This is a genomic window from Desulfitibacter alkalitolerans DSM 16504 (assembly GCF_000620305.1).
Lineage (GTDB): Bacteria > Bacillota > DSM-16504 > Desulfitibacterales > Desulfitibacteraceae > Desulfitibacter > Desulfitibacter alkalitolerans.
Genome location: NZ_KK211105.1, coordinates 2501 through 28868, shown reverse-complemented (window position 1 = coordinate 28868; position 26368 = coordinate 2501). Strand labels below are relative to the sequence as shown.

Annotated in this window: 27 protein-coding genes and 2 rRNA genes (1 of these 29 only partly in view); 1 reads left to right on the top strand and 28 read right to left on the bottom strand. The window is 36.8% G+C overall.

Annotated elements, in window-relative coordinates; genetic code table 11:
• Nucleotides 1–16: 16 nt before the first annotated feature.
• The 7 genes from aspS to K364_RS24930 all read right to left on the bottom strand — a co-directional run bounded on the left by aspS (nucleotide 17) and on the right by K364_RS24930 (nucleotide 9962).
• Nucleotides 17–1819: an aspartate--tRNA ligase gene (gene aspS, locus K364_RS0119690; RefSeq protein ID WP_035270420.1), complete on the bottom strand. Its 1803-nt coding sequence runs from the start codon at nucleotides 1817–1819 to the stop codon at nucleotides 17–19.
• Nucleotides 1810–3348, bottom strand: a complete 1539-nt coding sequence (gene hemZ / locus K364_RS24940) for a coproporphyrinogen dehydrogenase HemZ (protein WP_084296122.1) — start codon at nucleotides 3346–3348, stop codon at nucleotides 1810–1812. The genes aspS and hemZ overlap by 10 nt, the downstream gene beginning before the upstream one ends.
• Nucleotides 3296–3913, bottom strand: coding sequence for an MBL fold metallo-hydrolase (locus K364_RS0119680; protein ID WP_028309426.1), 618 nt, complete (start codon nucleotides 3911–3913; stop codon nucleotides 3296–3298). Before K364_RS0119680 ends, hemZ begins: the two co-directional genes overlap by 53 nt.
• 12 nt (nucleotides 3914–3925) lie before the next feature.
• Nucleotides 3926–4378 (bottom strand): D-aminoacyl-tRNA deacylase, encoded by a 453-nt coding sequence (gene dtd, locus K364_RS0119675; RefSeq protein ID WP_028309425.1) that lies wholly within the window; start codon nucleotides 4376–4378, stop codon nucleotides 3926–3928.
• Between the two features lie 45 nt (nucleotides 4379–4423).
• Nucleotides 4424–6595 carry a RelA/SpoT family protein gene (locus K364_RS0119670; protein ID WP_028309424.1) on the bottom strand — a complete coding sequence of 724 codons (2172 nt, stop codon included), beginning with the start codon at nucleotides 6593–6595 and terminating at the stop codon, nucleotides 4424–4426.
• 29 nt (nucleotides 6596–6624) lie between these two features.
• Nucleotides 6625–9480 carry a single-stranded-DNA-specific exonuclease RecJ gene (recJ, locus tag K364_RS25865; RefSeq protein ID WP_051534257.1) on the bottom strand — a complete coding sequence of 952 codons (2856 nt, stop codon included), beginning with the start codon at nucleotides 9478–9480 and terminating at the stop codon, nucleotides 6625–6627.
• A gap of 95 nt (nucleotides 9481–9575) precedes the next feature.
• Nucleotides 9576–9962 (bottom strand): LapA family protein, encoded by a 387-nt coding sequence (locus K364_RS24930; RefSeq protein WP_084296121.1) that lies wholly within the window; start codon nucleotides 9960–9962, stop codon nucleotides 9576–9578.
• A 234-nt stretch (nucleotides 9963–10196) separates the two neighbouring features.
• Here K364_RS24930 and K364_RS0119655 point away from each other — a divergent pair, with 234 nt between their 5' ends.
• Entirely contained in the window at nucleotides 10197–11438 is a 1242-nt protein-coding gene (locus K364_RS0119655) for an IS4 family transposase (protein ID WP_028309423.1), read from the top strand.
• Nucleotides 11439–11666: 228 nt separating this feature from the next.
• Here K364_RS0119655 and K364_RS0119650 read toward each other — a convergent pair whose 3' ends face one another.
• The 21 genes from K364_RS0119650 to K364_RS0119550 all read right to left on the bottom strand — a co-directional run.
• Entirely contained in the window at nucleotides 11667–12140 is a 474-nt protein-coding gene (locus K364_RS0119650) for a hypothetical protein (RefSeq protein ID WP_028309422.1), read from the bottom strand.
• A 107-nt stretch (nucleotides 12141–12247) separates the two neighbouring features.
• Complete coding sequence (secF, locus tag K364_RS0119645) at nucleotides 12248–13147, bottom strand: protein translocase subunit SecF (protein WP_028309421.1); 900 nt, start codon at nucleotides 13145–13147, stop codon at nucleotides 12248–12250.
• Between the two features lie 13 nt (nucleotides 13148–13160).
• Nucleotides 13161–14399 carry a protein translocase subunit SecD gene (gene secD / locus K364_RS0119640; protein ID WP_035270416.1) on the bottom strand — a complete coding sequence of 413 codons (1239 nt, stop codon included), beginning with the start codon at nucleotides 14397–14399 and terminating at the stop codon, nucleotides 13161–13163.
• A 112-nt stretch (nucleotides 14400–14511) separates the two neighbouring features.
• Nucleotides 14512–15171, bottom strand: a complete 660-nt coding sequence (locus K364_RS0119635) for an HD domain-containing protein (RefSeq protein ID WP_028309419.1) — start codon at nucleotides 15169–15171, stop codon at nucleotides 14512–14514.
• A gap of 100 nt (nucleotides 15172–15271) precedes the next feature.
• Complete coding sequence (locus K364_RS24925; RefSeq protein ID WP_051534256.1) at nucleotides 15272–15700, bottom strand: type II toxin-antitoxin system PemK/MazF family toxin; 429 nt, start codon at nucleotides 15698–15700, stop codon at nucleotides 15272–15274.
• Between the two features lie 4 nt (nucleotides 15701–15704).
• Nucleotides 15705–15869: a hypothetical protein gene (locus K364_RS26855; protein WP_156946536.1), complete on the bottom strand. Its 165-nt coding sequence runs from the start codon at nucleotides 15867–15869 to the stop codon at nucleotides 15705–15707.
• Between the two features lie 126 nt (nucleotides 15870–15995).
• Entirely contained in the window at nucleotides 15996–16259 is a 264-nt protein-coding gene (gene yajC / locus K364_RS0119620) for a preprotein translocase subunit YajC (RefSeq protein WP_028309418.1), read from the bottom strand.
• A gap of 140 nt (nucleotides 16260–16399) precedes the next feature.
• A complete protein-coding gene (gene tgt / locus K364_RS0119615) occupies nucleotides 16400–17527 on the bottom strand; it encodes a tRNA guanosine(34) transglycosylase Tgt (RefSeq protein ID WP_028309417.1) in 1128 nt (375 codons plus the stop codon).
• Between the two features lie 24 nt (nucleotides 17528–17551).
• Nucleotides 17552–18574 (bottom strand): tRNA preQ1(34) S-adenosylmethionine ribosyltransferase-isomerase QueA, encoded by a 1023-nt coding sequence (gene queA, locus K364_RS0119610; RefSeq protein WP_028309416.1) that lies wholly within the window; start codon nucleotides 18572–18574, stop codon nucleotides 17552–17554.
• A gap of 1 nt (nucleotide 18575) precedes the next feature.
• Complete coding sequence (locus K364_RS0119605) at nucleotides 18576–20030, bottom strand: SpoIID/LytB domain-containing protein (protein WP_028309415.1); 1455 nt, start codon at nucleotides 20028–20030, stop codon at nucleotides 18576–18578.
• A gap of 16 nt (nucleotides 20031–20046) precedes the next feature.
• Nucleotides 20047–20238, bottom strand: coding sequence for a DUF2905 domain-containing protein (locus K364_RS0119600; RefSeq protein ID WP_035270502.1), 192 nt, complete (start codon nucleotides 20236–20238; stop codon nucleotides 20047–20049).
• Between the two features lie 38 nt (nucleotides 20239–20276).
• On the bottom strand, nucleotides 20277–21269 hold the full coding sequence (gene ruvB / locus K364_RS24920) for a Holliday junction branch migration DNA helicase RuvB (RefSeq protein WP_051534282.1): 993 nt from the start codon (nucleotides 21267–21269) through the stop codon (nucleotides 20277–20279).
• Between the two features lie 61 nt (nucleotides 21270–21330).
• Nucleotides 21331–21951: a Holliday junction branch migration protein RuvA gene (gene ruvA / locus K364_RS0119590; protein ID WP_028309413.1), complete on the bottom strand. Its 621-nt coding sequence runs from the start codon at nucleotides 21949–21951 to the stop codon at nucleotides 21331–21333.
• A complete protein-coding gene (ruvC, locus tag K364_RS0119585; RefSeq protein ID WP_028309412.1) occupies nucleotides 21948–22448 on the bottom strand; it encodes a crossover junction endodeoxyribonuclease RuvC in 501 nt (166 codons plus the stop codon). The genes ruvA and ruvC overlap by 4 nt, the downstream gene beginning before the upstream one ends.
• An 80-nt stretch (nucleotides 22449–22528) precedes the next feature.
• Nucleotides 22529–23119, bottom strand: a complete 591-nt coding sequence (locus K364_RS0119580) for a hypothetical protein (RefSeq protein ID WP_028309411.1) — start codon at nucleotides 23117–23119, stop codon at nucleotides 22529–22531.
• Between the two features lie 75 nt (nucleotides 23120–23194).
• The gene (locus tag K364_RS0119575) at nucleotides 23195–23941 is read right to left on the bottom strand and encodes a YebC/PmpR family DNA-binding transcriptional regulator (RefSeq protein ID WP_028309410.1); all 747 of its coding nucleotides are present in this window, start codon (nucleotides 23939–23941) and stop codon (nucleotides 23195–23197) included.
• Nucleotides 23942–24048: 107 nt separating this feature from the next.
• Nucleotides 24049–24789, bottom strand: coding sequence for an NAD(+) synthase (nadE, locus tag K364_RS0119570; RefSeq protein ID WP_028309409.1), 741 nt, complete (start codon nucleotides 24787–24789; stop codon nucleotides 24049–24051).
• 13 nt (nucleotides 24790–24802) lie between these two features.
• Nucleotides 24803–24991, bottom strand: a complete 189-nt coding sequence (locus tag K364_RS0119565; protein ID WP_028309408.1) for a CooT family nickel-binding protein — start codon at nucleotides 24989–24991, stop codon at nucleotides 24803–24805.
• On the bottom strand, nucleotides 24984–25409 hold the full coding sequence (locus K364_RS0119560; RefSeq protein WP_028309407.1) for a DUF3842 family protein: 426 nt from the start codon (nucleotides 25407–25409) through the stop codon (nucleotides 24984–24986). Before K364_RS0119560 ends, K364_RS0119565 begins: the two co-directional genes overlap by 8 nt.
• A 426-nt stretch (nucleotides 25410–25835) precedes the next feature.
• Nucleotides 25836–25946, bottom strand: a 5S ribosomal RNA gene (rrf, locus tag K364_RS0119555).
• A 165-nt stretch (nucleotides 25947–26111) separates the two neighbouring features.
• Nucleotides 26112–26368 (bottom strand): 23S ribosomal RNA (locus K364_RS0119550); its annotated part runs 2500 nt beyond the window's last position; the annotation flags it as partial.

Sequence of the window (26368 nt, the reverse complement as noted above, 5' to 3'; positions counted from 1 at the left end):
TTATTAATCCCCTCTACTATTCATCTTCTTCAGGTATAACAGTTTGAATACAGAGCTCTTGAAGCTGGGCCTGGTCAACTTCTGATGGTGCTTCTGTCAGCAGATCTGAAGCACTTTGAGTTTTTGGAAAAGCAATTACGTCTCTTATGCTGGACCTGCCTGCTAAAAGCATCACCATTCTGTCCATTCCCAATGCTATTCCACCATGTGGAGGTGTTCCATACTCAAAGGCTTTCAGCATAAATCCAAACTTATTTTCAGTCTCAGCATTATCTAATCCTAAAAGTTTGAATATGCTTTCTTGAATATTTCTGCTGTGAATTCGAATACTTCCACCACCTAATTCAAGTCCATTAAGGGCCAGGTCATAAGCTTTGGCTCTTACGTTACCTGGGTTTGATTCTAAAATTTCCAAATCTTCATCTACTGGAGATGTAAAGGGATGGTGTATGGAAATCCAACGTTTTTCCTCTTGATCATATTCCAATAATGGGAAACGGGTAACCCAGACAAATTTTAATTCCTGTTCATTTAACAAATCAAGCCTTTTTGCCAGCTCAACCCTTAAATGTCCTAGTGAATCTGCTACTATACCTGGCTTATCTGCTACAAAGAGCAGCAAATCATTTGGTTTAGCCTCAAGAACCTTTAAAATTTGTTTCAGCTCCTGCTCTGTAAAAAATTTGCTAATTGGTGACTTTACACCATTTTCTTCAACAATAATCCAGGCTAGACCCTTTGCACCATATATGGAAACAAATTTGGTCAAATCATCAATTTCTTTTCTGGAGTAATTCCCACAGCCTGATGCGTTAATTGCCTTTACCTGGCCACCTGTTTCAACTGCATTGGCAAACACCTTAAAACCTGAGTTTGCTACTAAATGTGAAACATCCTTCAGCTCCATACCAAATCTTAAGTCTGGTTTATCTGACCCATATCTGTCCATGGCCTCTTCATAGGTGAGACGTAAAAAGGGAGTAGGTATTGTAACTCCAATTGCTTCTTGAACTACGTAAGCCATCATTTCCTCTAAAAGCTTATAAATGTCCTCTTCATTTATAAAGGACATTTCCATATCCAGTTGGGTAAATTCTGGCTGTCTGTCGGCCCTTAGGTCCTCATCTCTAAAACAGCGCACAATTTGAAAGTATCTATCCATACCAGAGACCATTAGAAGCTGTTTAAATATCTGTGGGGATTGGGGCAGGGCATAAAACCTGCCTGGATGTACCCTGCTGGGTACCAGGTAATCCCTGGCTCCCTCTGGTGTGCTTCTGGTAAGCATTGGGGTTTCAAGTTCAAGAAAATTATTCTTATCAAGAAAATCACGAATTGCCTTGTTAACCTTATGCCTTAAGATCATAATCCGTTGCATATCAGGCCTTCTTAAATCCAGATATCTGTATTTTAATCGAAGGTTCTCATCCACATCTATATTTTCGGAAATATAAAAGGGTGGGGTTTTTGCTGGGTTAAGTATCCTAAGTTCACTTGCATATACTTCAATTTCTCCCGTAGGTAAATTAAGGTTAACCGTTCCCTCTGGCCTGGGACGCACCTCACCTCTTATTGCTATAACAAATTCATTCCTCACATCTTCAGCCTTATTAAAAGCTGTCTGATCAACATCCTGACTGAATACAACCTGTACCATTCCTGTAATGTCTCTAAGGTCAACAAAAATCAATCCGCCATGATCTCTTCTTCTATTAACCCATCCCATAAGAGTGACTTTTTGGCCCAAGCTTCCTTTGTTTACATGACCACAATGATGACTCCTTTTTAAACCAGCTATACTCTCCGCAGTTATTGCCATCTTTTTTCCTCCTTAAGCAATGAACACAATAAATTTATTTTGTCTTTAGTTAGATTTTCTCTTTGTCCATATATTATTGAATCCCTTGGATTATAATAAACCCCATGAATCTCATGGTTAGCTTTATTTATAAATTTAGATGCTGAACCAGCACCAAAACCAATTATAGTTTGCCTTTCTTCCATTATCATTATATTGTACCAGCTTTCTTCCCCCTCCAAAGCATAGCCTGTGTTCTCCATGTCACCTAAAATTCTTTTTTGTCTGTATAGATAGTATGGTTTGTATCCTTGGTCTCTAAGGGCTTTATTTACTGCAATATGCATTTCAGAGACTTCTATAGCAGTGGGAAGATGAACTTCTAGCTTTCTAAGCTTTGAAGCAGTCTTTATTGCCAGGGTATGAGCTGTAATGTTTTGGGGCTTAAGATTAATAACCTTTTCAACTGTATCAATAACTGATTGTGCATCCTCACCTGGAAGTCCTAGTATAAGATCCATATTAAGCTTTAGGTTAAGCTTTTGCACCAGAGCTACTGCCTCATGGATTTGAGAAATATCATGACACCTGCCTATTAAACCTAAAGTTTTTTGCTGCATGGTTTGAGGATTTACACTTACTCTAGTTATTCCATAGCTTTTTGCTAGATAAAGCTTTTCTTTGTCAATAGTGTCTGGTCTACCTGCTTCAAGGGTATATTCTCTAACATTATAACGACTAACATAAGGTTCAACTATGTATAATAGCTCTTCAAGCTGGGAAGCACTCAAAACTGTCGGAGTTCCTCCTCCTATATATAAAGAATCAACATTAATATCCACGCATTCCGCGGCTTGATAAAATTCTTTTATTTCTCTTTTTAATGCTTCTAAATAACTGGCTATTCTTTTTTTAAACTTTTTAATCTCATAACCAGGAAATGAACAATAAAGGCATCTTGATGGACAAAAGGGGATACTAATATAAATATTGATACCAGCTTGGTCTTTACTAATTTGCTTAAATAACTTTCTTTGGGCCAGAGCCACTTCTTTAACAAGGTCAATTTTATCCTTATTAATATAGAATTCCTTGTTAAGATAGTTGTCCAACTCTTTTCCCATTAAATTGTTATCCAGAAGGCGATGGATAACTTTAGTTGGTCTGACACCTGTAAGAATGCCCCATGGTTTTGGTTCCTCATTGAACAGTTTAAGCATAAGCTTGTAAAAAGTTAACCTGACTAATCTTCTAAATTGACTGCGAGCTTCATATTCTTTTTCTTCTCTTGTCTCTGTTATTCTTATTTCTCTTTGCCAATGGCTTATTGCTTCAACAGCAATTTCCTGGTCATTAACTTTGTAGTTTACTTCAAAATGACATTGGTTTCCTGGCTTCCAAGCCCTGATCTGCTCATTTGGAAAAAATAGCAGAAATATATCTTCAATAGTCTTATCCAGATTCTCTGGTGAAAATTTTACATAGTAGTTCATCTTATTAAAAATAAGGATTGTTTTTCTTTTCGTAGCCCAAATTAGATTGGGGTCCATGTCCAGGATATACAGATAAGCTGTCGTCCAGGGGAGCTAGCTTTTCCTTAAGCGATCTAATAATCATCTTATAGTCTCCTCCTGGCAGGTCAGTTCTCCCAATAGAGCCTGCAAAAAGTGTATCACCTGTAAATAAGAAGCCATGTCCCTTTAATGAAATACATCCCGGTGTATGGCCTGGAGTATGTATAACCTCTAAAGCAATATCACCTAAGGTTATAACATCTCCTTCCTTCAACAAAACATCAGCACCAACCAGCTTTTGTGCATTAGGAATCCACGAACTTAAACAAAGTTTTTCATCCTCTAAAAATTCCTTGTCTGCTTCATGAATGCATACTTGTGCATCAGTTTTTTCTTTAATTATGCTATTACCACCTATATGATCATAGTGACCGTGTGTGTTAATTATCTTTTCTAATTTGTATCCATCAGTATTTACTGTATGGAGAATTCTTTCACCCTCATCCCCGGGATCAATAACTAGACACTTCTTTGTTCTTTCACATCCTAGCAGATAAGCATTGGTTTGCAGCATACCTACAGGCAGCATTCTAAAATACACATAATCACCCTTTCAAAAAATTTTAGAGCTATCTAATAGCATTGTTACAGGACCTTCATTTACAGAATGGACAATCATATATTCTCTAAATATACCAGTTTCAACGGCAATTTTCCATTTATTTTGCATTTGTTCAACAAAATATTTAAAAAGCCGCTCCCCTTCTTCAGGTGGTGCTGCGTCTGTAAAGCTGGGTCTACGGCCCTTACGGCTGTCTCCATAAAGTGTAAACTGTGATACTATTAGGGCCTGTCCCTGCCTATCCAGAAGTGAAAGGTTCATCTTGCCTTCATGGTCCTCAAAAATTCTAAGATTAGCAATTTTTTCAGCCAGATAATCGGCATCCTTCTCTGTATCACTCCTGCCTACTCCTAAATAGATAAGTACTCCAGCATCAATTCTTCTGACAATGCTGTCTGCCACATCAACTGAGGCACTAGAAACCCTTTGTACTACTGCTCTCATTAGCATACCTCCTTGGTATACATTTTAATTATAAAAAAGTATTTTTTAGGAGGGCGTCAATCTCTTTACTTCCATGACATCCTTTACTTTTTTTAACTTATCAAGAATTACTTTCAAATGACCAATATTATGAATTTCCACCTTCATATCAACTATGGCTAGCTTATTCTTGGTGGTTCTAGCATTTATGGCATTCACATTGGTTTTGGAGTCTGAAATTGCATTCATAACATCAAGGGCAAATCCAGGTCTATCCATACCACTTACCTCTATCTCAACTTGATAAACTGCATCGGCTGCTGTATCCCATACAACATCTATTAGCCTTTCCTTTCCATTAAGGCTGTCAGCTACATTAGGACAATCAGTTCTATGAATAGATACTCCCCTGCCCTTTGTAATATAGCCTATAATCTTATCACCTGGCAAGGGGTTACAGCACCTTGAAAGGCGAACAAGCAGATTATCTATCCCCTTTACTCTAACGCCACTTGAAGGTTTTCCGTATCCAGAAAATGGTTTTAGTGGTTTCTCTGGACCTGGCTGAGTTTCTTCCTTGGTATCTTTCTTAATTTTTATTTTAAAATTATCCTTTATCCAATGGAGAACCTGTATTGCGCTTATGGCTCCCTCTGCAAAAGCAACATAAAGATCATCAACACTCATAATGTTGTACCTTTTGGCTGCCTCTAGTAAATTATTGGTTTTAAGGGTGTCTCCCATTGGAAGACCTAGCTTTTTGCATTCTTTTTCTAATATTTCCCTTCCCTTTATAATATTTTCTTCTCTTTGCTCTTTTCTAAACCATTGTCTTATACGATTTTTGGCCTGGGACGTCTGCACCAGGTTTAACCAGTCTCTGCTGGGTCCACTACTCTTATATGTGAGTACTTCTACAATATCTCCAGTTTTAAGCTGATAATCTAATGGTACAATTTTACCATTTACCTTTGCTCCTACACATTGATGACCAACATCAGAGTGAATTCTATATGCGAAATCAATTGGGACTGAACCTGCCGGCAGTTCCACAACATCACCTGCCGGTGTAAACACATACACCCGGTCTGAAAAGAAGTCAACCTTAAGTGACTCCATAAATTCACTAGCATCCTTTTGATCTCTCTGCCAATCTAACAGCTGGCGAAGCCAGATAAGCTTTTCATTAAACTTCTGATCTCCAACATGGCCTTCCTTGTACTCCCAGTGGGCAGCTATACCAAACTCCGCTGTTTTATGCATATCCCATGTACGAATTTGTATTTCAAAAGGCTCTCCCCTGGGGCCTAAAACTGTAGTATGCAGCGATTGATACATATTTGGTTTTGGCATTGCTATATAATCCTTAAATCTCATTGGAATTGGCTTCCAAAGGGTATGAATAATTCCAAGAGCTCCATAGCAATCCTTAACAGAATCAACTACAAGGCGAACGGCAATTAAATCATATATTTCATTAATGTGCTTCTGCTGCTTTTCCATTTTATTGTAAATGCTGTAGAAATGCTTTGGACGACCTTGAATATCGGACTTAATGCCTACTTCATCCAGTTTGGCTTTTAAAATGGCAATAACCTCGTTAATATACTGCTCCCTTTCCTGACGTTTCATGGATATGGATTGAACCAATTGATAATATTTTTGAGGATGCATGTAGCGCAATGCTAAATCCTCTAATTCCCATTTAATCCTAAAAATACCAAGCCTGTGGGCAAGGGGAGCAAAAATCTCTAGAGTTTCTTCTGCAATTTCCCTTTGCTTTTCCGGGGATTGGTGTCTAAGGGTACGCATGTTATGAAGTCTATCTGCCAGCTTAATTATGATAACCCGTATATCCTTTGCCATGGCAAGGAACATTTTTCTAAGGTTTTCTACCTGCTGCTCTTCTTTGGATTTAAATTCAATTCTGCTAAGCTTTGTGACACCATCCACAAGCTGAGCCACGTCTTCACCAAAGGCCTCGCATATTTTACTAAGGGGCACGTCTGTATCTTCAACTACATCATGAAGAAGCCCAGTAACTATAGTTATCACATCCATATGTAAATCAGCTAGGATTTTAGCTGCTTCTACTGGATGAACAATATATTCCTGCCCAGAACGTCTCTGCTGACCCTTATGAGCTTCCTTTGCAAACTCATATGCATCCTGTATAAAACCCACATCTGCATCGGGATTATATTCTCTTACTTGTTTTATTAAATCATCTATGGGCAAAGGCTATCCCCTTTCCTGCTTTGTTAAATTTAGATTAAACGTGTAATAAAGTCCTTACAAGCCTGCTGCTGATGTAAATTTTCTTTATATCTCCATGATCTATTAAGGTCAACCTGGGGATCATTAGAGCTGCCAGTTAAGCCAAGCTCGTTAAAAGTATTTATTATGGTTTTAAAGGTTTTTTCATTTATGATTGTTCCCTTTCTGGCTAGGAATGCATGAAGCTTATGAAAATTAATATCAATTAACTCTTTTTTAGATTGCCTTGCAAATGTATATATAAGCTTTAGAGCATCCTTTGTTGGATACATATCGTCAATAAGATATTGAATTTTGGAAATGTCTTGACCAGCATATAAGAACTTGGAGTTCTTGTTTAGCATAAGATAATCCCAACAGGATTTATCAAGTGGAAAATCTATAAATATATCTATAGCTTCTCTAGTAATATATCCCCTGGGAAATGAGTGAATTGCCACAAATATGTTAGTTATTCCTGAATTAAACCTTTCAACCATTTCCCTCTGTTTATCATAACTTAATTCATAATCCCAGTAAGAAATGTTATGTGTGCCTATACTGCTTTGTATTTTCTTTAAAAGTTTTTTTAATTCAGATTTGTCTCTTACCCATATAACAGAAGCTTCATTACTAACAATAGCTATTAATTGTCCTTGTGATATTAAATCATATCCTATTTCATCATATACTACTGTTTCTTGATTATATATAATATAATTCTTTTTTATCTCCATGTCATCTACATTGTGAGAATCTGTGTCTATTGACGAGGATGCAATTCTAATTGTTGTACAGCTCTGGTTTGATATAATTACCTTGTAATGATTCAGCCAGGCCGCTGATGCAAATATGACGCTGGTTGAATTATTTTTTTTATGTATAATATTATCAATTTTATGGTCCGTGTCACTTCCAGACAAAAAGTATGCATCCATATTAAGCCTTTTTATATAGGACTTCCAATAAGTAAATAAGACATGACTAAAAGCAACAGTATCGCCTATAACATAAATAGTACCCTTCTGTTTTGAAAATTGCTGAAAGAGAACCTCCATGTCAGAGTTTATTTCAAGCACACTACCATGAAAATCACCTTTTTCTATAGGAAGCGGTTTTTCCTCTGCTTTAATTACTTTTTTACAAAGTATTTGTATTTCATTATTAAAACCAGCTTTCTTAATATCCTTCAATTTTAACTGTAGATTCTCATTCCCATTCCAGTAATTGTTTTCCAGCTCAAATGCCAGATCAACTTTGTTGCCTGCTGTGGCAATTTCATCATATGCCCCCAATTTAAATCCAATGGCATCAATTACTGCTGCATCTGATGCTACGACCATTTTCAAATGGTTTTCCATTTTGCCAACCTTTTTGGAATTAATTATATCAATATCTCTGCACATTAAAAGGGGACTTGGGTTACCCTCGCCAAATGGTGCCAGGGTCTCAAGTTCCTTTACAAGCTCCCTATGGAGCTCTGAAAAAACAACTTCTGCATCCCCGAAAACCTTTGGAACAAATACACTTTCATCAAGATTATTAGCCCAGGAATTAATTCTCCTGCGAAACTCTTCTATTTTGTCCACGGCAATAGTAATTCCTGCTGCTAGCTCATGACCTCCGAATTCTTCAAGCAGTTCAGAACAATAATGCAAAGCTTCATAAATATTACATTGAATTATACTTCTCGCAGAGCCCCTACCCTTTTCCCCTTCAATTGCAATTAAAATGACGGGTCTATAGATTTTATTAGCAAGGCGTGAGGCTACAATGCCAATTATTCCCGGATGCCAAAACTCTGATGCTAGAACCACAATTCTTTGTGATGATAAATCCAGCTCCCTTAACATTTCTTCCGCTTGATTACTGATTGCACCTTCTATTACCTGACGTTCTTGGTTTGTTCTATTTAGTATCTTTGCTAATTCATCTGACCTCTGAATAGACTTAGTTAGTAGCAGTTCAAGTGCAGCTGCACTATCTCCCACTCGTCCTGCTGCATTAATCCTGGGGGCCAGACCAAAAGACAGTTCTTGAGTAGTAATACCTTGTCCATTAATGCCTGAAACGTTCATTAGTGCCTTTAGACCCTTCCTATGGGTAGAGGCTAATACCTTTAGGCCTTCCTTCACAATGATTCTGTTATCACCAAAAAGAGGAACAATATCAGCTACAGTTCCTAAAGCTACCAGATCTAATACATCAGGAACCTGGCCCTCTATTTGTAATCTTTCAGAAAATGCTTGAACAACTTTAAAAGCAACCCCAACACCTGCCAGGTCATAGGCCTCTTTAGGGGATTTCAGCTTTGGATTTATGACTGCCCAGGCCTCAGGAAGATTTTCCCCAGGAAGATGGTGATCTGTTACAATTACATCTATACCCTTTTTTTTAAGTACCCTAACCTCTTCTATTGAATTAATACCACAGTCAACGGTAATAACTAGAGAACAATTTTTATCCTCAACAGCAGGAAGCATATCCATACTTAAGCCATAGCCATTTTCCATTCGATTGGGAATAAGATATTCAACTTCTAACCCTGCATTTTTTATGAACTCTATCATTATAGCAGTTGCAGTTAAACCATCAACGTCATAATCACCATATATTAAAATTCTTTCACCTTTTTCCTTGGCTAATAAAAATCTTTCCCAGGCTGCCTCCATACCATTTATATGCCATGGATCACTTAAATGGCTCAAATTAGAAGAGAGAAAGCTTTTGCCCTCATCCTGGTTTGTAATGCCTCTATTTATTAATAATTGGGAAACTAGAGGTGATACCCCCAGCCCCTTGCTCAACTCACATTGTAAATTAGGTTCAGAAGGTTTTATGTACCATATTTTGTTTGCTTTCTCCACTTATGTCACCATCCTATCTAGGTTATTATAAACAATAGGGTTACATATATCAACCACACAAAAAAAGCACTCAGTTCAGTGCTTAGAGAGTGCTTTTAATTTCTTTCTTCTTCCTCAATTTCATGTTCATCAGGCAGTGGTTCATGTGCTTCATTAGTTTCATCCAATTCCGTTTCTATTGAATCTTGGTCCAGATTATTATGGTTTTCTTTAATGGCTTGAAGTTCCTTTACTGTTTTTTCTAACTCATCATTTTTTCTCCTTAATTCCTTGATTTGCCGATGATTGGAGATTTGCTTAACTGTTCCAAGGAAAAAAACTACTACTGCACCTATTGAGGCTGAACCTAAAATGACCAAAACTAAAGATATCTCCTGTATCTGCCAGGTTAAAAAGCGTATATCAACTGGTCTCACATTTTGTATTGCAAAGATTGCAACTAACACAGCAAATAATAATGCTCCCACCAGATATGCCTGCATGGTACTCCACTCCTCCCATATAGGAAATACACAAATATTAACTTCTTAATTTATCAGTAACGTTGCAAAAAAACATTTAGAATTTGTCAAGTTATAATAAATTTTGATAATCAAAGAAATGCTGCGAATTAAGAAGATAAAATAGATATTTTGCTGTATTTGCATTAAAAAATCCTTTATAATAGAGATAACAAGGTAGTCCTTGCCAAATCCCTAATATAAAGGAGTTATAAAATGCAAGGCAAGGATATCAAAAAATCCACTTTTTTGCAACTGTTTAGTCCTATAATTAATGAAAAATTTTTAAATTTGCTGTCAGACATGGAGGTAGATAAGTATTTAAAAAAGTTATCTACAGTAGAACTTATTGAACTGCTAGCCAATTCTCAGATTAATCAAAGAGCTAGTTTAAGAGATATTAGCAATGATTTTAATAATGATGGATTTTGCGAAGCTTTTGATTGTGAATCCTTTAGTCCTTCACAAATATCTCGTAGATTAAGAGATCTACCAGTAGAGGTAGTAGCTTATTTATTCAAAAATATCACTACGCAACTTGGTAAAGAACTTGGTCATGATAGAATACGTCAAGAAATGGGACGGTTGCTAATACTTGATTCTAGCGCCATAAGCTTATGTTTATCTCTGTTTAGATGGGCTAAATTCAGAGAAACTAAAGCAGGGATAAAGCTTCATTTACTACTTGAATTCTGCAATGGTGTGGTTATACCAGAAGAAGCAATAGTTACACCAGCAAAGCCTGCAGATAAAAACATGATGGATGATATGATAATCTATGAACAAGGAACCATCTATGTTTTTGACAGGGCGTATGTTGATTATGAGAAATTTGATGCATACTGTAAAGAGGGTATTTACTTCGTCAGTCGCTTAAAAAGCAATGCAATAGTAGAAGTAATAGAAGATTATCCAACCTCTGGTAACATAACAAAACATCAGCTAGTACGCCTTGGTAAAGATGGCTCTACAAAAATGGAGCATCCCCTACAGCTTATAGAGACACAAGACAGTAAAGGCAATAAGATAATTATCATAACGAATAAGCTAGAACTATCTGTAGATGAGTTAAGTAGTATTTACCTCTATCGCTGGCAAATAGAAGTATTTTTCAAATGGCTCAAACAGCAGTTTTGCATTAAGCACTTTTATGGGCAAAGTCCCCAGGCAGTGGAAAACCAGATACTAATAGCACTAATAACACATTGCTTGCTGATGCTGCTTAAATTAAAAACTGGCTATCAGGGTTTAATGCTAAATTTTAAAAGAATGCTAATCACTTGCTTATTAGAAGCATTTAGTACATTTATTCGCAAGCTTCATCGAAAACCTAAGCGGACCTCGAAGGGGCGACGAAAAATTGACCACGAACTAACTTACAAAATGACTCTAAGGCAGGTTATAGCAGGCGAATCAGATCATTTAGATGATCTTACTTATGACCCAGTACTACTGTAAAGCGCATACTGTCAAAATGTGGATAAGGACTACCCCTTACTTCGCCTTTTTGGCAATTTGATCAGGAAATTTAATTGTTAAATTTAAACATATTTAGCTTAATTATCCATAGTTAATTATTGCTATTTTCTGGGTTTGACAATGTTAGAAAATTTTTATGCAACACTACTGTTAATTTATATATTTCTCCCAATGAAACACTAAATCCTTCAGAATTTGCAGAAATTTTTACGTTAAATTTCCAATAATGCTCCAAAAAATATATAAATTTATCAGTAATACACCAAACCACTGTAAAAATGACATAATATATAACTGAAATATTCCCAAAAATCCTTTGTATAAAATTACCCTACCTATTGGCAGGACCATAATTGTTCCACCTGCCATTAGTCCTATAGAGGGTTTGGTCAAGGAGCCAATAATAAAAATACTTGAAATTCCCATTAATACAAGACTGTTTACTGGCATGTTATACCTTCCCCAGATCTTTTTCCTGAAAAAGATTAGTGTCAATAAAATTATTATTAGTGCAGTTGTTGCTATTACAATATTACTAAACTGCATGTATGTAATAAATTGATAACCATCAAGGGCAGCTAGTAAAAACAACCCAAGCAGATAAAGTACAATGCCCTTGATGCCTAGAAGCGTGTTTATTATTTGACCAAATATTATCCAAGCTATTGCTATATATTCCATATACTCACCTCATCATAAGCCTTGCTATTAGCTTTTCCCTAAGTGGCGGTATGTAAAACAAAAAAAACGGCTGTCTTTTTGACAGCTGTTTTTTTGGTGCAAAGGTTTTACCTTGAAGGTGCTGGGTTTACCTTCTTCTTTTTTCTTCTATCATTTACAAACCAGCGCTTTTTTAGCTCTAACCATACCGGACTTGCTATACAAATGGATGAATAGGTTCCGCTGATAAAACCAATTATCATTGCCAGAGCAAAAACCCTTGTAGTATCACCACCAAAAATGAGTAAGGCAAGCAAAACGGCCACTGAAGTTAGTGAAGTAAAGATTGACCTTACTAAATTCTGATGAATACTTTTGTTTACAAGCTCTGATAAGGTTTCCTTTTGTCTGAATTCAAGGTTTTCCCTGATCCTGTCAAATATTACTATAGTATCGTTTATGGAATAACCAATAATAGTGAGTATTGCTGCTACAAATGATATATTGATTTCTATCTGGAATATTGAAAAAATGCTCAAGGTAATTAAAATATCATGGAAAAGGGCTGTTATGGCCGATAAGGCAAAGCTTAACTCAAATCTAATTGTAATATAAACAACCATCAATACTGTTGCGATTAAGAGAGCAATTATTGCTTTTTCTTGCAGCTCTGCACTTACAACAGAACCAACAGATTCATTACTTAGTATCTGCATATCACCTAATTTTTCTCTTAATGCATTTACAACCTGAGTATTTTCCTGCTCAGTTAAAATGGGTGTTCTAATGATGAACTGGTTATTTTCACTTGCCTGAATAGTGCTTCTTCCAAGATTGTGCTCAGACAGCACTTCCCTAATATCTTCAGAAGAAACCTCCTGAGAAAACTTAACCATTACCTTTGTACCACCAGCAAAGTCTATCCCAAGGTTAAGTCCCTGGAACATTAGCGAAATCAATCCTGGGATAATTATAATAAGCGACATAAGGAACCATAATTTTCTCTTTCCTATAAAATCAAAGAACATTTAGTTTCCCCCCCTATACACCAAAATACCTGGTATTTTGAAATATTTTAATCTTAACTGCAGTACGTAAAAGGATTCTGGTGAAAATTAATGAGGTAAACATGCTTGCTAGAATCCCCAGGGTTAGGGTTACCGCAAAACCTCTAATCATACCTGCACCAAAGAAATATAAAACGAAGGCACCAATTAAAGTGGTCATATTAGCATCTAATATTGTAAGGGTTGCTCTTCTAAATCCAGCGTCAACTGCTGCCCTGATACTTTTCTTGTTCCGCAGTTCTTCTTTAATTCGCTCATAAATAATAATATTTGCATCTACTGCCATACCCACAGATAATAGCAGACCTGCTATTCCAGGCAGGGTTAAAGTGGCCTTGATGCCTGAAATTAAAGCAAGTAATACTACTCCATAAAGGGCTAGCGATATATTGGCTGCAAGCCCATTTAATCTATAAACTAAAAGCATAAATAGAATAATAAATGTAATTCCTATGGCAATAGCCTTTTTGCTTTTTTCAATTGAATCAAGCCCAAGTTGGGGGCCTACTAATCTTTTTTCAAGAATTTCAACATCTACAGGTAGCGCACCGGCTCTTAAAAGAGCTGCCAGGTTGGCTGCCTCAATGAACTCGGTAAAGCCACCACTAATTACAGCTTGTCCATCTGGAATTGCCTCGTTAACATGAGGATTTGTTAGTACTTCACCATCTAATAGTATTGCTATATATCTCCTGGGATCCTGTGGAGGATAAGAATTTGCCAGTTCTCCAGTAACCTGGGCAAAAACCCTTGCTCCCTCAGGCTTAAACTTAAGGTTTACCTGGGGTCTTTGCGTATATTGATCCATTCTAGCCTGGGCCGTCTCCAAATCTCCACCATGTAAGATTACAGTACCATCTGCTAGCTGAAATTCTAAAGATGCAGTCTTTCCAATAATTTTAACTGCTTCTTCAGGATCATCAATTCCTGCGAGTTCAACAATGAGTCTTTTATCCCCTTCTCTTTGAATATAGGGTTCACTTACTCCCAGCTCATCAACTCTTTGCCTCATTACCATCATTAATTGCTCCATGTCTTCATCTGTCACCTTAACATCTTCTGTCTCAATGGCGCCAAGGACAATATGAACTCCCCCTCGTAAATCTAAACCAAGGTTAAGAGAATTAATTAGAGGTGGATAAGAAAAAAAGCTGATGGCAGCTACTAATAATATGACCAACAGCAACTTAAATGTATTAGCATATTTCACCATGTTTCCTCCCCACTAAATAAAAATTGCCACTATCTTTTGTTTTCAACTGTTATATTATAAACCCCATTTCAAAGCTTTGTCAAATTACATACATATATAATGGAGCTCTACATTATAGCAGTCTCGAATCATTAATAATTAAACCAAAATTACATCTTAAGAAATCCGCTGCTCTTCTACACATTACCATTCTTGTAAGAAAAATTTCAAAGTACTCCATAACTGTAGTAATTGTCAGGTCGATGTTTACTACCATGGTTATAGTCTTTTCCTCACTATTAATTACCAGGGATGAATGCTCAGCTCCGTAGTTAACCCTGTCATGGATGTCAAATGTTGATATGTCCTTATTTCTAACCCTTGATCTATGAACATCTGACTTGTCTGCTAATATTAGACTGGCAGCAATATGATTTACAGCATGGCCATACTGTTCTTCATGATTTCCAATTGCAGATATTATTAATGCTATTTCCTCAGGTTCCATACCAAGTTTGTCTAGAATATAATAGGACAATAGGGCCCCAGATTGACCATGATCATGACGACTTATTACATTACCTATATCATGAAGATAGCCTGCCATGGACGCAAGCTCCTGGTCACGCTTTGGATAGTTTAGCTGTTCAAGAATTTTTCCAGCCAGTGTTGCTACAAGGTTAACATGCCTAAATCCATGCTCTGTATAGCCCATGGCCTTAAGATGCTCATTTGCTTTTTTTATATAGGTGCTCACTTCTTTGTTATCCTTTAAATCCTTTAGAGTTATCAATTTGCAATTCCCCCATCCATGACATGTAGTTAAATAGAAAAAGATAATATTAAAAGAAAAAAGCGATTATTAATCGCTTCCTATATCTTTCTTTATATTATTATACCAATTTTTTTTGGTTAACATATACTTCTTTTCTATTTTGAAGTTTTTGTAAAGTGCTTAATCCCAAGCTCAGCTCTATTGCCTTATCCATCTGCTCTCTATCTTCATCATTTAATCTTCCCAAATAACAATCGTTTGTAAACCAGCTCTTATCCACTGTCCTAATTTGTGAAAAAACTGCCACATGATCCTTCATTAAACCTGTGACTGAATTGGCCTTTATGGAAATTGAAAATAGCAATTTTTTTTTCAGTGTCTCTGGTATTAAGGGAACTACGATTACCGTTGAACAAAACCTATTTCCTATATCATTTTGTATTACAAGAACAGGTCTGCTAATCGTTCTTCCTTTACTGTCACATCCCAGGTTAACTAAATAGATATCTCCTCTTCTTATGGAAACCTTTGTTAAATCTGCCTTCATAATACTATCCTCCAATTCCATGTTCTTCTAGAAGAAGAAGTGCATCATTTTCTTTTAAACACCAAAGACCATCATAGGTAATTAGATGCATTTGCTTATAGGCAATATAATCACTTTTTAACTTTTTTTTCAGATCGGGATCTAAAAATAGATTAAATAATCTAAACATGGTAACCCCTCTTGGACAGATTTTATATTATAACTTAAACAAAAAATGTGTTTTTCCTCCATAGTATATTGTCGGTTTGCCTATAAGAATGTAAAAACAGTGGATAATACCACTGTTTTTGTTAGATTATTCTTTTCCTTTAACATAACCTACTGCTGTTTTGTCAAAATCAACCTCGATTTTGTCAGCTATTCTTACAGTTATGTAATCTTCTCTCATTTTAGTGATCCTGCCATGGATGCCGCCAATTGTTACAATGGCATCATCTACCTTGAGCTCCTCCAGCATTTGTTTTCTCTTTTTCTGTTGTTTTTGTTGAGGACGAATCATAAGGAAATAGAGAATTGCAAAAAAGATTGCAATATAAATAAAAGCTCCAGCACCTTCCATCCTGTTTCACCTACCTTTCAATGCATCTTTCAAAAAAAAGTCTTATTTTACTTCGACATTAATACCTATTTACCTTTAATAAAGGATAATTATTCCTTAATATTTTTCACAAAACTTTACCATTATAAACATTAAAGTATTTAAATGCCTGTGTTTGCTTTTTCCTCATAGGTTTGGTAGAAATCTTTAATAAAATTCTCAAGCCTCTCTTCTTTAATTGCCACACGTACTTCTTTCATAAGGTCTATCAAAAAGCTTAGATTATGAATAGTGGTTAATCTAATACCCAGGGTTTCATTTGCCTTAAGAAGATGCCGTATATATGCCCTGCTGTAATTAGAACAAGTGTAGCAATTACAATTGGGGTCAAGCTTTTCCCAATCCTTGGCATAATTAGCATTTCTCACTACTACCTTTCCTATACTGGTCATAACTGTTCCGTTTCTTGCTATTCTAGTAGGCAGTACACAATCAAACATATCCACACCACGCTTAACACCCTCTAACAGGCAATCTGGTGAACCAACCCCCATTACGTATCTCGGCTTGTTTTTTGGCAACTCATCTAATGTATGATCAAGCATCTCATACATTATATCCTTAGGTTCACCAACACTTAATCCTCCAATTCCATATCCCGGAAAATCAAAAGCTGTAATCTCGCTTACACTTTTCTTTCTTAAATCTGGAAACATTGAACCCTGGATAATACCAAATACCGCCTGATATGGATGGTCATGAAAATCTTTACACCTTTTTGCCCATCTGGTAGTTCTATCAGAGGCCTCAAGGGCATGCTCGTAGCTGCATGGATAGGGAGCACAAATATCAAAAGCCATGGCTATATCTGATCCTAAACTCATCTGGACCTCCATGGCCCTTTCTGGGGTGAAAAAGTGCTTTGAACCATCAATATGGGAGCGGAAGGTAACTCCCTCCTCTTTAATGTCTCGTAAGTCTGCCAAACTAAAAACCTGAAAACCTCCACTATCTGTAAGGATAGGTTTATCCCAGGACATAAACCTATGGAGACCACCCGCTTCCTCTATGACCTTATGACCAGGTCTTAGATAAAGATGATAAGTATTACTCAAGATTATTTCCGCTCCAATTTCCTTTAGTTCGTGAGGAGTTACAGTCTTTACTGTAGCTTGAGTACCTACAGGCATAAAAACTGGTGTTTCTACCTCCCCATGGGCAGTTGTAAACCTCCCCAATCTAGCCTTTGTTTCCTGTGATTCATATAATAATTCAAAAGATACAGTCATATATTTACACCTCAGTACTTTATGTTAGATAATCAACATTGCATCTCCAAAGCTGTAGAAACGATATTTTTCCTCAATAGCAACCCTATATGCTTCCTTAACAAAATCAGTTCCCGCAAAGGCAGAAACCAGCATAATCAACGAGCTTTTAGGAAGATGAAAATTAGTAATAATAGCATCAACCACTTTAAAACTATATCCCGGATAGATGAATATATCAGTCCACCCAGATGATTCCTGTATCCTTCCATTTTTATCTCCAACTGTTTCTAGTGTACGTATACTTGTTGTTCCAACAGCAACCACCCGCTTACCTTTATCCTTGGCTTGATTAATCAAATGAGCAGTTTCTTCATTTATGGAATAGTACTCGGAATGCATTTTATGTTCTTCAACATTTTCACTTTTCACCGGCCTGAAGGTTCCCAAACCAACATGAAGAGTCAAAAAAGCCGTTTGAACACCCTTGTTTTTAATTTGTTCAAATAGTTCTTCAGTAAAATGAAGTCCAGCTGTTGGTGCTGCTGCTGAACCCTGTTCCCTGGCATACACAGTCTGATAACGACTTTTGTCCTTAAGCTCCTTTTGTATGTAAGGAGGTAATGGCATTTCACCAAGCCTATCCAAAACCTCTTCAAATATTCCCTGATAAATAAATTGCACAATTCTTCCACCGCTATCTGTATAGTCTAATATCTCTCCTTGAAGCTCACCATCTCCAAAACAAACCCTTGTACCTGGTTTAAGCTTTTTCCCCGGTTTCACCAAACACTCCCAATAGTCTCCTTTAATTCTTTTTAATAGGACCAGTTCTATATTTGCTCCAGTATCCTTGAAGCCTAATAATCTTGCTGGCAATACTTTTGTTTGGTTTAAAACTAAAAGATCACCTTCCTGCAGAAACTCTGTTATTTGATAAAACCTTTTATGCTCAATACACCTCTCCCGTTTATGAAGAACGATTAATCTTGACATATCCCTTGGTGTAATGGGTTCCTGTGCAATCAATTCTTCGGGAAGATGAAAATCAAATTCTGAGACCTTCATGTCATTTTCCCCTTGCATAGTAATTTAATATTCTTAATTTGCCATCATATTTTCCTGGATTATAATAGTGTTCAATAATCTCTCTGTAATTATACCCATTTGCTGCCATACCCCTGGCTCCCCATTGACTCATTCCTACACCATGGCCATGTCCATAACCATCAAAGGTTATTTTTGAAAAATTCTTTGATATTTGTCTTGTGGATGCCTTACCTTTAACAGCATAATCAGGCTTGCTACCATTTATATCAGATATAGCTCCATCTCGGCCAATTACCTTTAGTCCATCAGCAGAGTTCATTTGTACAATTGCATTAGTTCCATTCTTAACATGTACTGCAGAATCTATCTTGATTTCAAATTTTGTGCTCCTTAAACCAAAAATATTCCTGATTTGATCCTTAGTAACGGTTCCTGTTCCTGCAGAGCCGTAAACTTCTACTTCTGTTACTCTACCGCAAAGAGTACTCCCTTTAGTAGTATGGTCCAATTGTCTGGTAGATAAATTTAATAAACTACCAATAATAACGCTGTTTGAATTTTGGTAATACTTTTCAATCATCTGTTGTGCTTCTGCCAGGGATACTGTTTTTTCCCATTTATATGTATTAGCAGGCCAACCTCCAGACTGATTTGGATAATTATAAGCAAAGATATCATAGGGTGAAGGAGTGGCTTTTAAATATGGCAAAGGATTGTGCCATACATTTTCTGAGCTGGCAGTATAACCACCGGCATTTGCATGATAAAAGGCCTGTACCAGGGTGTCTCCATAGTAAATCACTTCTCCTGATGTATCATCAACGGCCTTTACTGCTTTATTCCCCCCTGGTAATGTCTCAGCACTATAACCTCTATATACCTGAGTAGTAGTATTATTAGTAATATCAAAAGCATTCCTAGGATTCATAGAGGCCAGGGCATATGATCTTGATACCACTGCTTGAGCTTTTAATGCCTCTAGGTCAGCACTTGTCCCCATTTCAGGACCAACTACTCCATAAAGGTACCTTTCAACATCCAATTCATTTATCACCCGGACACCTTCATTTTCATTTATAAATCTTATATTGTCACGATATATTGTATTAGAAAAGCTCACAAGATTTAAGGCTTGTTGGTCATGGGGAATTAATGCTAGAGGACCTTTGAAAGCAATACTGACTGACTGCCCACCAACCTCTACATCCAGGACAGGGCCTTTTTTTACTATGCTCCATAACGCTCCTTGAGTTGGTTGGCCTACTATTATACCTGTGCCTTCATCTATTAAGTAATATGAACCCCTTTCCACTCTAAAGTTGGCTATACTAATTCCAGAAGACAAAGAAACTCTAATATTAACATTTCCCTGGAATGATAATGTGTTTGCTTGCATTGGTGTGATATGAGTGGCCATGAAGATGCAAAGAGACAATAAAAAAACAATGATCTTTTTAATAATTTTATCTGTCATATCTACACTCCTACTTTTATCTTCTAAAAATTAGATTCAAAACTATTGTCAAAACAATGCTGAGTATAATACCCGTTGCTAAAGGAAAATAAAAGGTAAAATTTTCTCTTTTTATGTATATGTCTCCAGGAAGGCGACCTATATAAGGGAATTTTCCCGCTACCAGCATAAGCCCACCCATTAGGAATATGATTATTCCTAATACCATTAGAATTTTACCGAAGGAACTAAATTCTCCCAAAAGAACTACCTCCCTTCAATAATATTATCTAAGGTTAATTGACCATCTTGCCTGCCAGGGGGCTCTATACCAAAATATTTATAGGCGGCCACAGTAGCTATCCTTCCCCTGGGTGTTCTTTGCAGAAAGCCCAACTGTAATAGATATGGCTCATATACATCCTCTATAGTCTCAGTTTCTTCACTAGTAGATGCAGCCAGGGTGTCAAGACCTACAGGACCCCCTGAAAACTTTTTAATTATGGTCAGCATGAGCTTTCTATCAGTATGATCAAGACCTAGCTTGTCAACCTCTAGTTTATCAGTTGACCACATGGCCACTTCTTTTGTTATAATGCCTTGTGCTTCTACCTGGGCAAAGTCTCTAACCCTTTTTAAAAGTCTGTTGGCTACCCTTGGTGTTCCCCTGGATCTTCTTGCTATTTCTTCAGCACCTTCTTCAGTTATTTCTATTCCAAGTATACCTGCAGCACGAGCTATAATGCTGCACAGCTCTTTAGTGGTATAAAACTCAAGTCTGCTTATTACTCCAAACCTGTCTCTTAAAGGTGAAGTAAGTAAGCCTGCCCTAGTTGTTGCACCTATTAAAGTAAATCTGGGAAGTTCTAACCTTATAGATCTGGCACTAGGACCTTTACCAATAACTATATCTAGACAAAAATCCTCCATGGCAGGGTATAGAACTTCCTCAACTGTCCTGTTAAGTCTGTGAATTTCATCAATAAATAATACATCCCTTGGCTCTAAATTGGTTAATATTGCTGCTAGGTCACCAGGTCTTTCAATTGCAGGTCCTGATGTTATCCTAATTTGGACTCCCATTTCAGCAGCAATGATGTTAGCTAGTGTTGTTTTTCCTAATCCAGGGGGGCCGTATAACAACACATGGTCCAAAGCTTCCTGTCTTATCTGAGCTGCTTTTATGAAAACCTGAAGATTCTTTTTTATTTTTTCCTGTCCAATGTATTCTCTTAAATTAAGAGGCCTTAGGCTCTCCATTTCTCCATCTTCTATTATTCTAGTACCTGTGACTAATCTTTCTTCAAATTCCAAACTAATATCACCTACCAGCTGGACCTAATTTTTTAAGAACTTTGTTTAGTAATTCCTCTACTGTGGAGACGTTTTGGTTTTCCTTTGCGGTAGTATAAACCAAATCCTTTATTTCCCGTGGATTATACCCCAAGGATACCAGAGCATTTATAGTTTCTTCAATTGCCGAAATTTCTCTAATAACAGGAATTGTATTATCTGATGGCTGCCTTTGTACAGGAATAGTTAAATTTTTTGTCTTATCTTTTAAATCTAAAACTATTCTCTGGGCAGTTTTTTTACCTATTCCTGATACCCTGATAAAAACATCTGGCATTTCAGTATTAATTCCAGCTACGATTTCATCACAATTACATTGTGATAAAATTGAAAGTGCTGCCTTTGGGCCAACTCCATTTACCCCAAGCAACATTTTAAAGAGCTCCAACTCTAAATTGTCCAAGAATCCATATAACTGCATCACATCTTCTCTAACATGTAGATGTGTAAAAACCTTCGCAGTGCTGCCTACCTGAAGCTTATATATAGCGGAAGCCGGCATGTACAGCATATAACCAACACCCTGTACATCAATAATAATACTGTCTGTATTAATAAGTTCAATAGTTCCCCTTAAATGCCCTATCATATTTTTTCACCTGCAAATACAGAATTTAGCTTATAAGAATTTGCATGGCAAATAGCAACTGCCAGGGCGTCTGCTGCATCATCTGGTTTAGGAATGGTACTGCTACCCAATACAGTTGCAACCATTTTTTGAACCTGTTTTTTATCAGCCCTTCCATAGCCAACTACAGCTTGTTTTACCTGTAGTGGTGTATACTCTGCTAAATGAAGGTTCATCTGTATGCCTGTTAACAGGATTACACCTCTAGCCTGGCCTACTGACAGAGCTGTTCTTGTATTCTTGCTAAAATATAATTGTTCAACTGCCATGTGCTTTGGCTTGTAGTAATTAATAATCTTGATTAAACCATCATTAATTAGCTTTAGCCTGGCTGGCATCTCTAATGATGGTTCAGTGAGGATTGTTCCATAATCTACGCTAAAATATCTGTTGCCCTTTACTTCAACAATCCCATAACCTGTAGTTGCTGTTCCAGGATCTACACCTAATATTAACATAGCTGTTACCTCCTAGAACATATTTTCGACACCACCCATTAATTATCCTTTTTTAAAATGGAAGCAAATGAATATTTTGGTTAAAAAGACATTCGAAATTCATCTAAAGAATCCAGGGCCTGCAATAGTTCCTTTTCATTATTGAAAAAGGTTTCGCCAGATAAAATTGCCTCTCTCCACTTTTCTGGAATATCCCAAATGGATATTTCTGTAATGAAAAGCAAATTTTCTTTATAGGTGGGCGGACCCTGATAAACAGCAATGTACTCATCTACTACCCTTAAATGCCGTTTTAACCTATCCGCTACACATAACGTATCTGTAATCTGCGTAGCTATCCATTTTCCCTCTACAAAATCTAAAATCCATCCATCCTCTGGGGGAAATTCCCTTATAAGCTCCTCAACACCTATATTATTTGTATCAGCTATATTTACGGTTAATGTTTTGGGATCCAGTTCCTCAAAATGACCACAAATAGTATGAAAACGTTTGATTACTAATTTTTCGCTAATTTTTTCTTCTGCAGCAACCTTTTCAGGCTGTAAGTCCATAGGCTTTAGAACATGTGGATAGTACACCTTAGTTGTTACTAGAAAAGCTGCTGCAAAGCTTAAGAAGGAAATCAATAAAAAAAGATATAGTATATATTTTAAATTGTTCCAGAACATAAATTAACCCTCCTTTTGAAAATAAACTCCAATTATTTGTCTATTATTTCCAATAAAAGGGCATGTTATTCATTTTTACATTTTGCTCATTATTTCGTCTGAAATATCATAATTTGCATATACTGCTTGAACATCATCATGGTCCTCTAATAAATCCATAAGCTTAATAATCTGAGAAGCTGTTTCCAAATCATTTATAGTTACCGTATTCTGGGGAAGCATTGTTACTTCGGAGACATTAAAGTTGATTTTTTCAGCTTCCAGCTTCTCCTTGACGGTGGAAAAGCTCTCTACATCTGTAACAACCTCTACAATACCATCTTCTATTGTGAAGTCATCTGCTCCTGCTTCAATTAAAAGCATCATTAATTCATCTTCATCCCTTGAACCCATGTCGAAGGAGATAAGACCTTTACTTTCAAAAATCCACGCTACACAACCTGTTTCACCTAAATTTCCACCATTTTTTGAAAAAATATATCTAATTTCACCTGCTGTACGGTTCCTATTGTCTGTTAGGATTCTCATGAGAACTGCTATACCTCCAGGGCCATAACCTTCATAACGTGTTTCTTCGTAGTTAACTCCTTCAGCGTTTCCCGAACCCTTTTGTATGGCCCTTTGAATATTGTCATTAGGCATATTTGCTTCCTTGGCCTTTTGAATTACTAGCTTTAAGGCTGAGTTGCCTTCTGGATCAGAACCTCCGTGTTTAGCAGCAACCATTAACTCCCGGGCTATTTTAGTAAATACTTTTCCCTTCTGTGCATCCATTTTTGCTTTACGATGTTTTATGTTTGCCCATTTAGAATGTCCAGCCATAGTATTACCCCCATCCAGTACAATTACATTAATTTCTTTTAACTAAAAAATTTTATCATATTATTTATTTTCAAGAAACCCCTAATATTTTCAAAAGGTTTGGTTACTTAAAAATTGACTGGAAATTCTTTGTCTGGTACAGCTGGGCATTCTCTTTTGTGTTTACTTTTAGCAATAAGCCTATCCACAATCTCTGCTACCCTGTCTGAGCTTTCTCTTGAGCATAGATATTTATCAAGTTCTCTATAGGTTATACCCATTTCCTCTTCATCTGTCTGATTATCCCACAAGCCAGCTGTAGGTGCCCTTTGGATAATAGGTTCAGGTATATTCAAGTATCTAGCAAGTTGATATACCTGGCATTTATACAGATTTCCAATGGGTTCTATATCCACCCCACCATCTCCATATTTGGTGAAATAGCCCGTTAAGAGTTCACTTTTATTACCCGTCCCCACTACTAAATAGTTTTTTAAAGCTGCAAAGTAATAAAGAGTAGTCATACGCAATCGAGGTTTGATATTTGCTATGGCCATTAGATTGTTTTTTTCAGTAGGATTCAGTGCCTTTAACATGGTGTCAAAGCTTGCAGTTAAATCAACCTTTTCATAATCTAGACCTAGCTCCTTTACAACTAATAGGCCATATTCGGTATCATCAGGATTACTATGGCATGGCATTATGATTCCAAAGGAGTTGTCAGGAAAAGCCCTTTTAGTCAAGGCAGCCACTACAGCCGAATCTACCCCACCACTGATGCCTATAACTCCCCCTTTTGCACCTGCACTAGATACTTTTTCTTTAATCCAATTAACCAGGTATTGTGCAACATCTTCCATATTCAACACCCTTTCTTGCAGCTTAGATTTCTTCAAGTACTATTTTATGATCTACTAATGCCATTTCTTTAATTATGGCTTTAATTATTCTGCGCTTTCCAAAAATATCCTCTAAAATCAATTCATCTCCCTGGGGTATTAATTTATCAACATTTTCAAAAAACAATTCTTCCTTGTCTCCTTTTAATAAGAAAGCATTTGCTTCACACATTTTTATCATCCTCCATTATGTTTTCTAATCTTTTAACTAAAAATTCTATCAGGTGTGGCAAGGGTTCATTTGCTACCCCTATTATCTCAATATTTGATTTGTTAAAGGGAAGCAGTATTTTCTTTGCCCTTGACTCACCTATTGCTTTCGCAATTTTTGGTGTTACTTCTCCAAGCATAGAATTTGCAGCTAATACAGCAACAGTACCTACTATTATATCCACATTCTTAACTGTTTGTACTATAGCATTTTCTCCAGTGGCTCCTTCATTTGCCCCTGCTTTCATCATTGCACTGGTAGCAATACAATTTGTACCAAGTCCAATTATTTCTACATTATTTGGTAAAGTATTGCGAATTTTATCTGTCAGATGTTTGCCTATGCCACCACCTTGACCATCAATCACAGCAATTCTCATTTATAACATACCTTCCCATATTTATATTTTTCACTCCAACCACATAAAAAGCCATGTAAAATCAAGACCTGATTTAGGTTCAAGACTTTCATAGCCTTATTATACCCTTTGTTTTTTTATATCTCATTAAAAATATTTGAAACACTATAAAACAAAACTTGGCTTGCGCTGTATTTTTTACATTGCGTATTTTATAACCTATCCCATGGTCTTCATGACCCTGATGAAACTATATTATATTTCTCTTTATTTATATGGAATTCCTGCTATAACAATTTTTTTATAGACTACAAAAAAACCATTTTTACTTAAATATTTAAAAATCTTTGATATATGATATGCAATTATTTAAAGTGTGTTTTTGAGAAACAATACCTAAAAACCCCCTTTAGTTAAAAAACCAAAAGGGGTTTATTTAAAAATTTAGTTCGGCGACGACCTACTCTCCCAGGAGAACCTAGTACCATCGGCGCTGGAGGACTTTACTTCCGTGTTCGGTATGGGAACGGGTGTTACCCCTCCGCCATCGTCACCGAAAATCTTTTTGAGTTTTTCTACTCTCTCAAAACTACACAGCTTTTTTCTACCTGCAAGAACGGATGTCTGATGTCAGTCGTCAGATGTCAGTACTCGTTGCAATTGGCATAGCCAATTGTGCTTCTAATCCGACTTCTGATTTCCGACCTCTGACCTCTGTTTGTTTAGATCAAGCCCTCGACTTATTAGTACCGGTCAGCTAAAGACATTACTGCCCTTACACCTCCGGCCTATCTACCTGATGTTCTCTCAGGTGTCTTACCTGGTTTGCCAGTGGGAAATCTTATCTTGAGGGGGGCTTCGTGCTTAGATGCTTTCAGCACTTATCCCTGCCAAACTTAGCTACCCAGCTGTGCCGTTGGCACGACAACTGGTGCACCAGAGGTTTGTTCACCCCGGTCCTCTCGTACTAGGGGCAATTC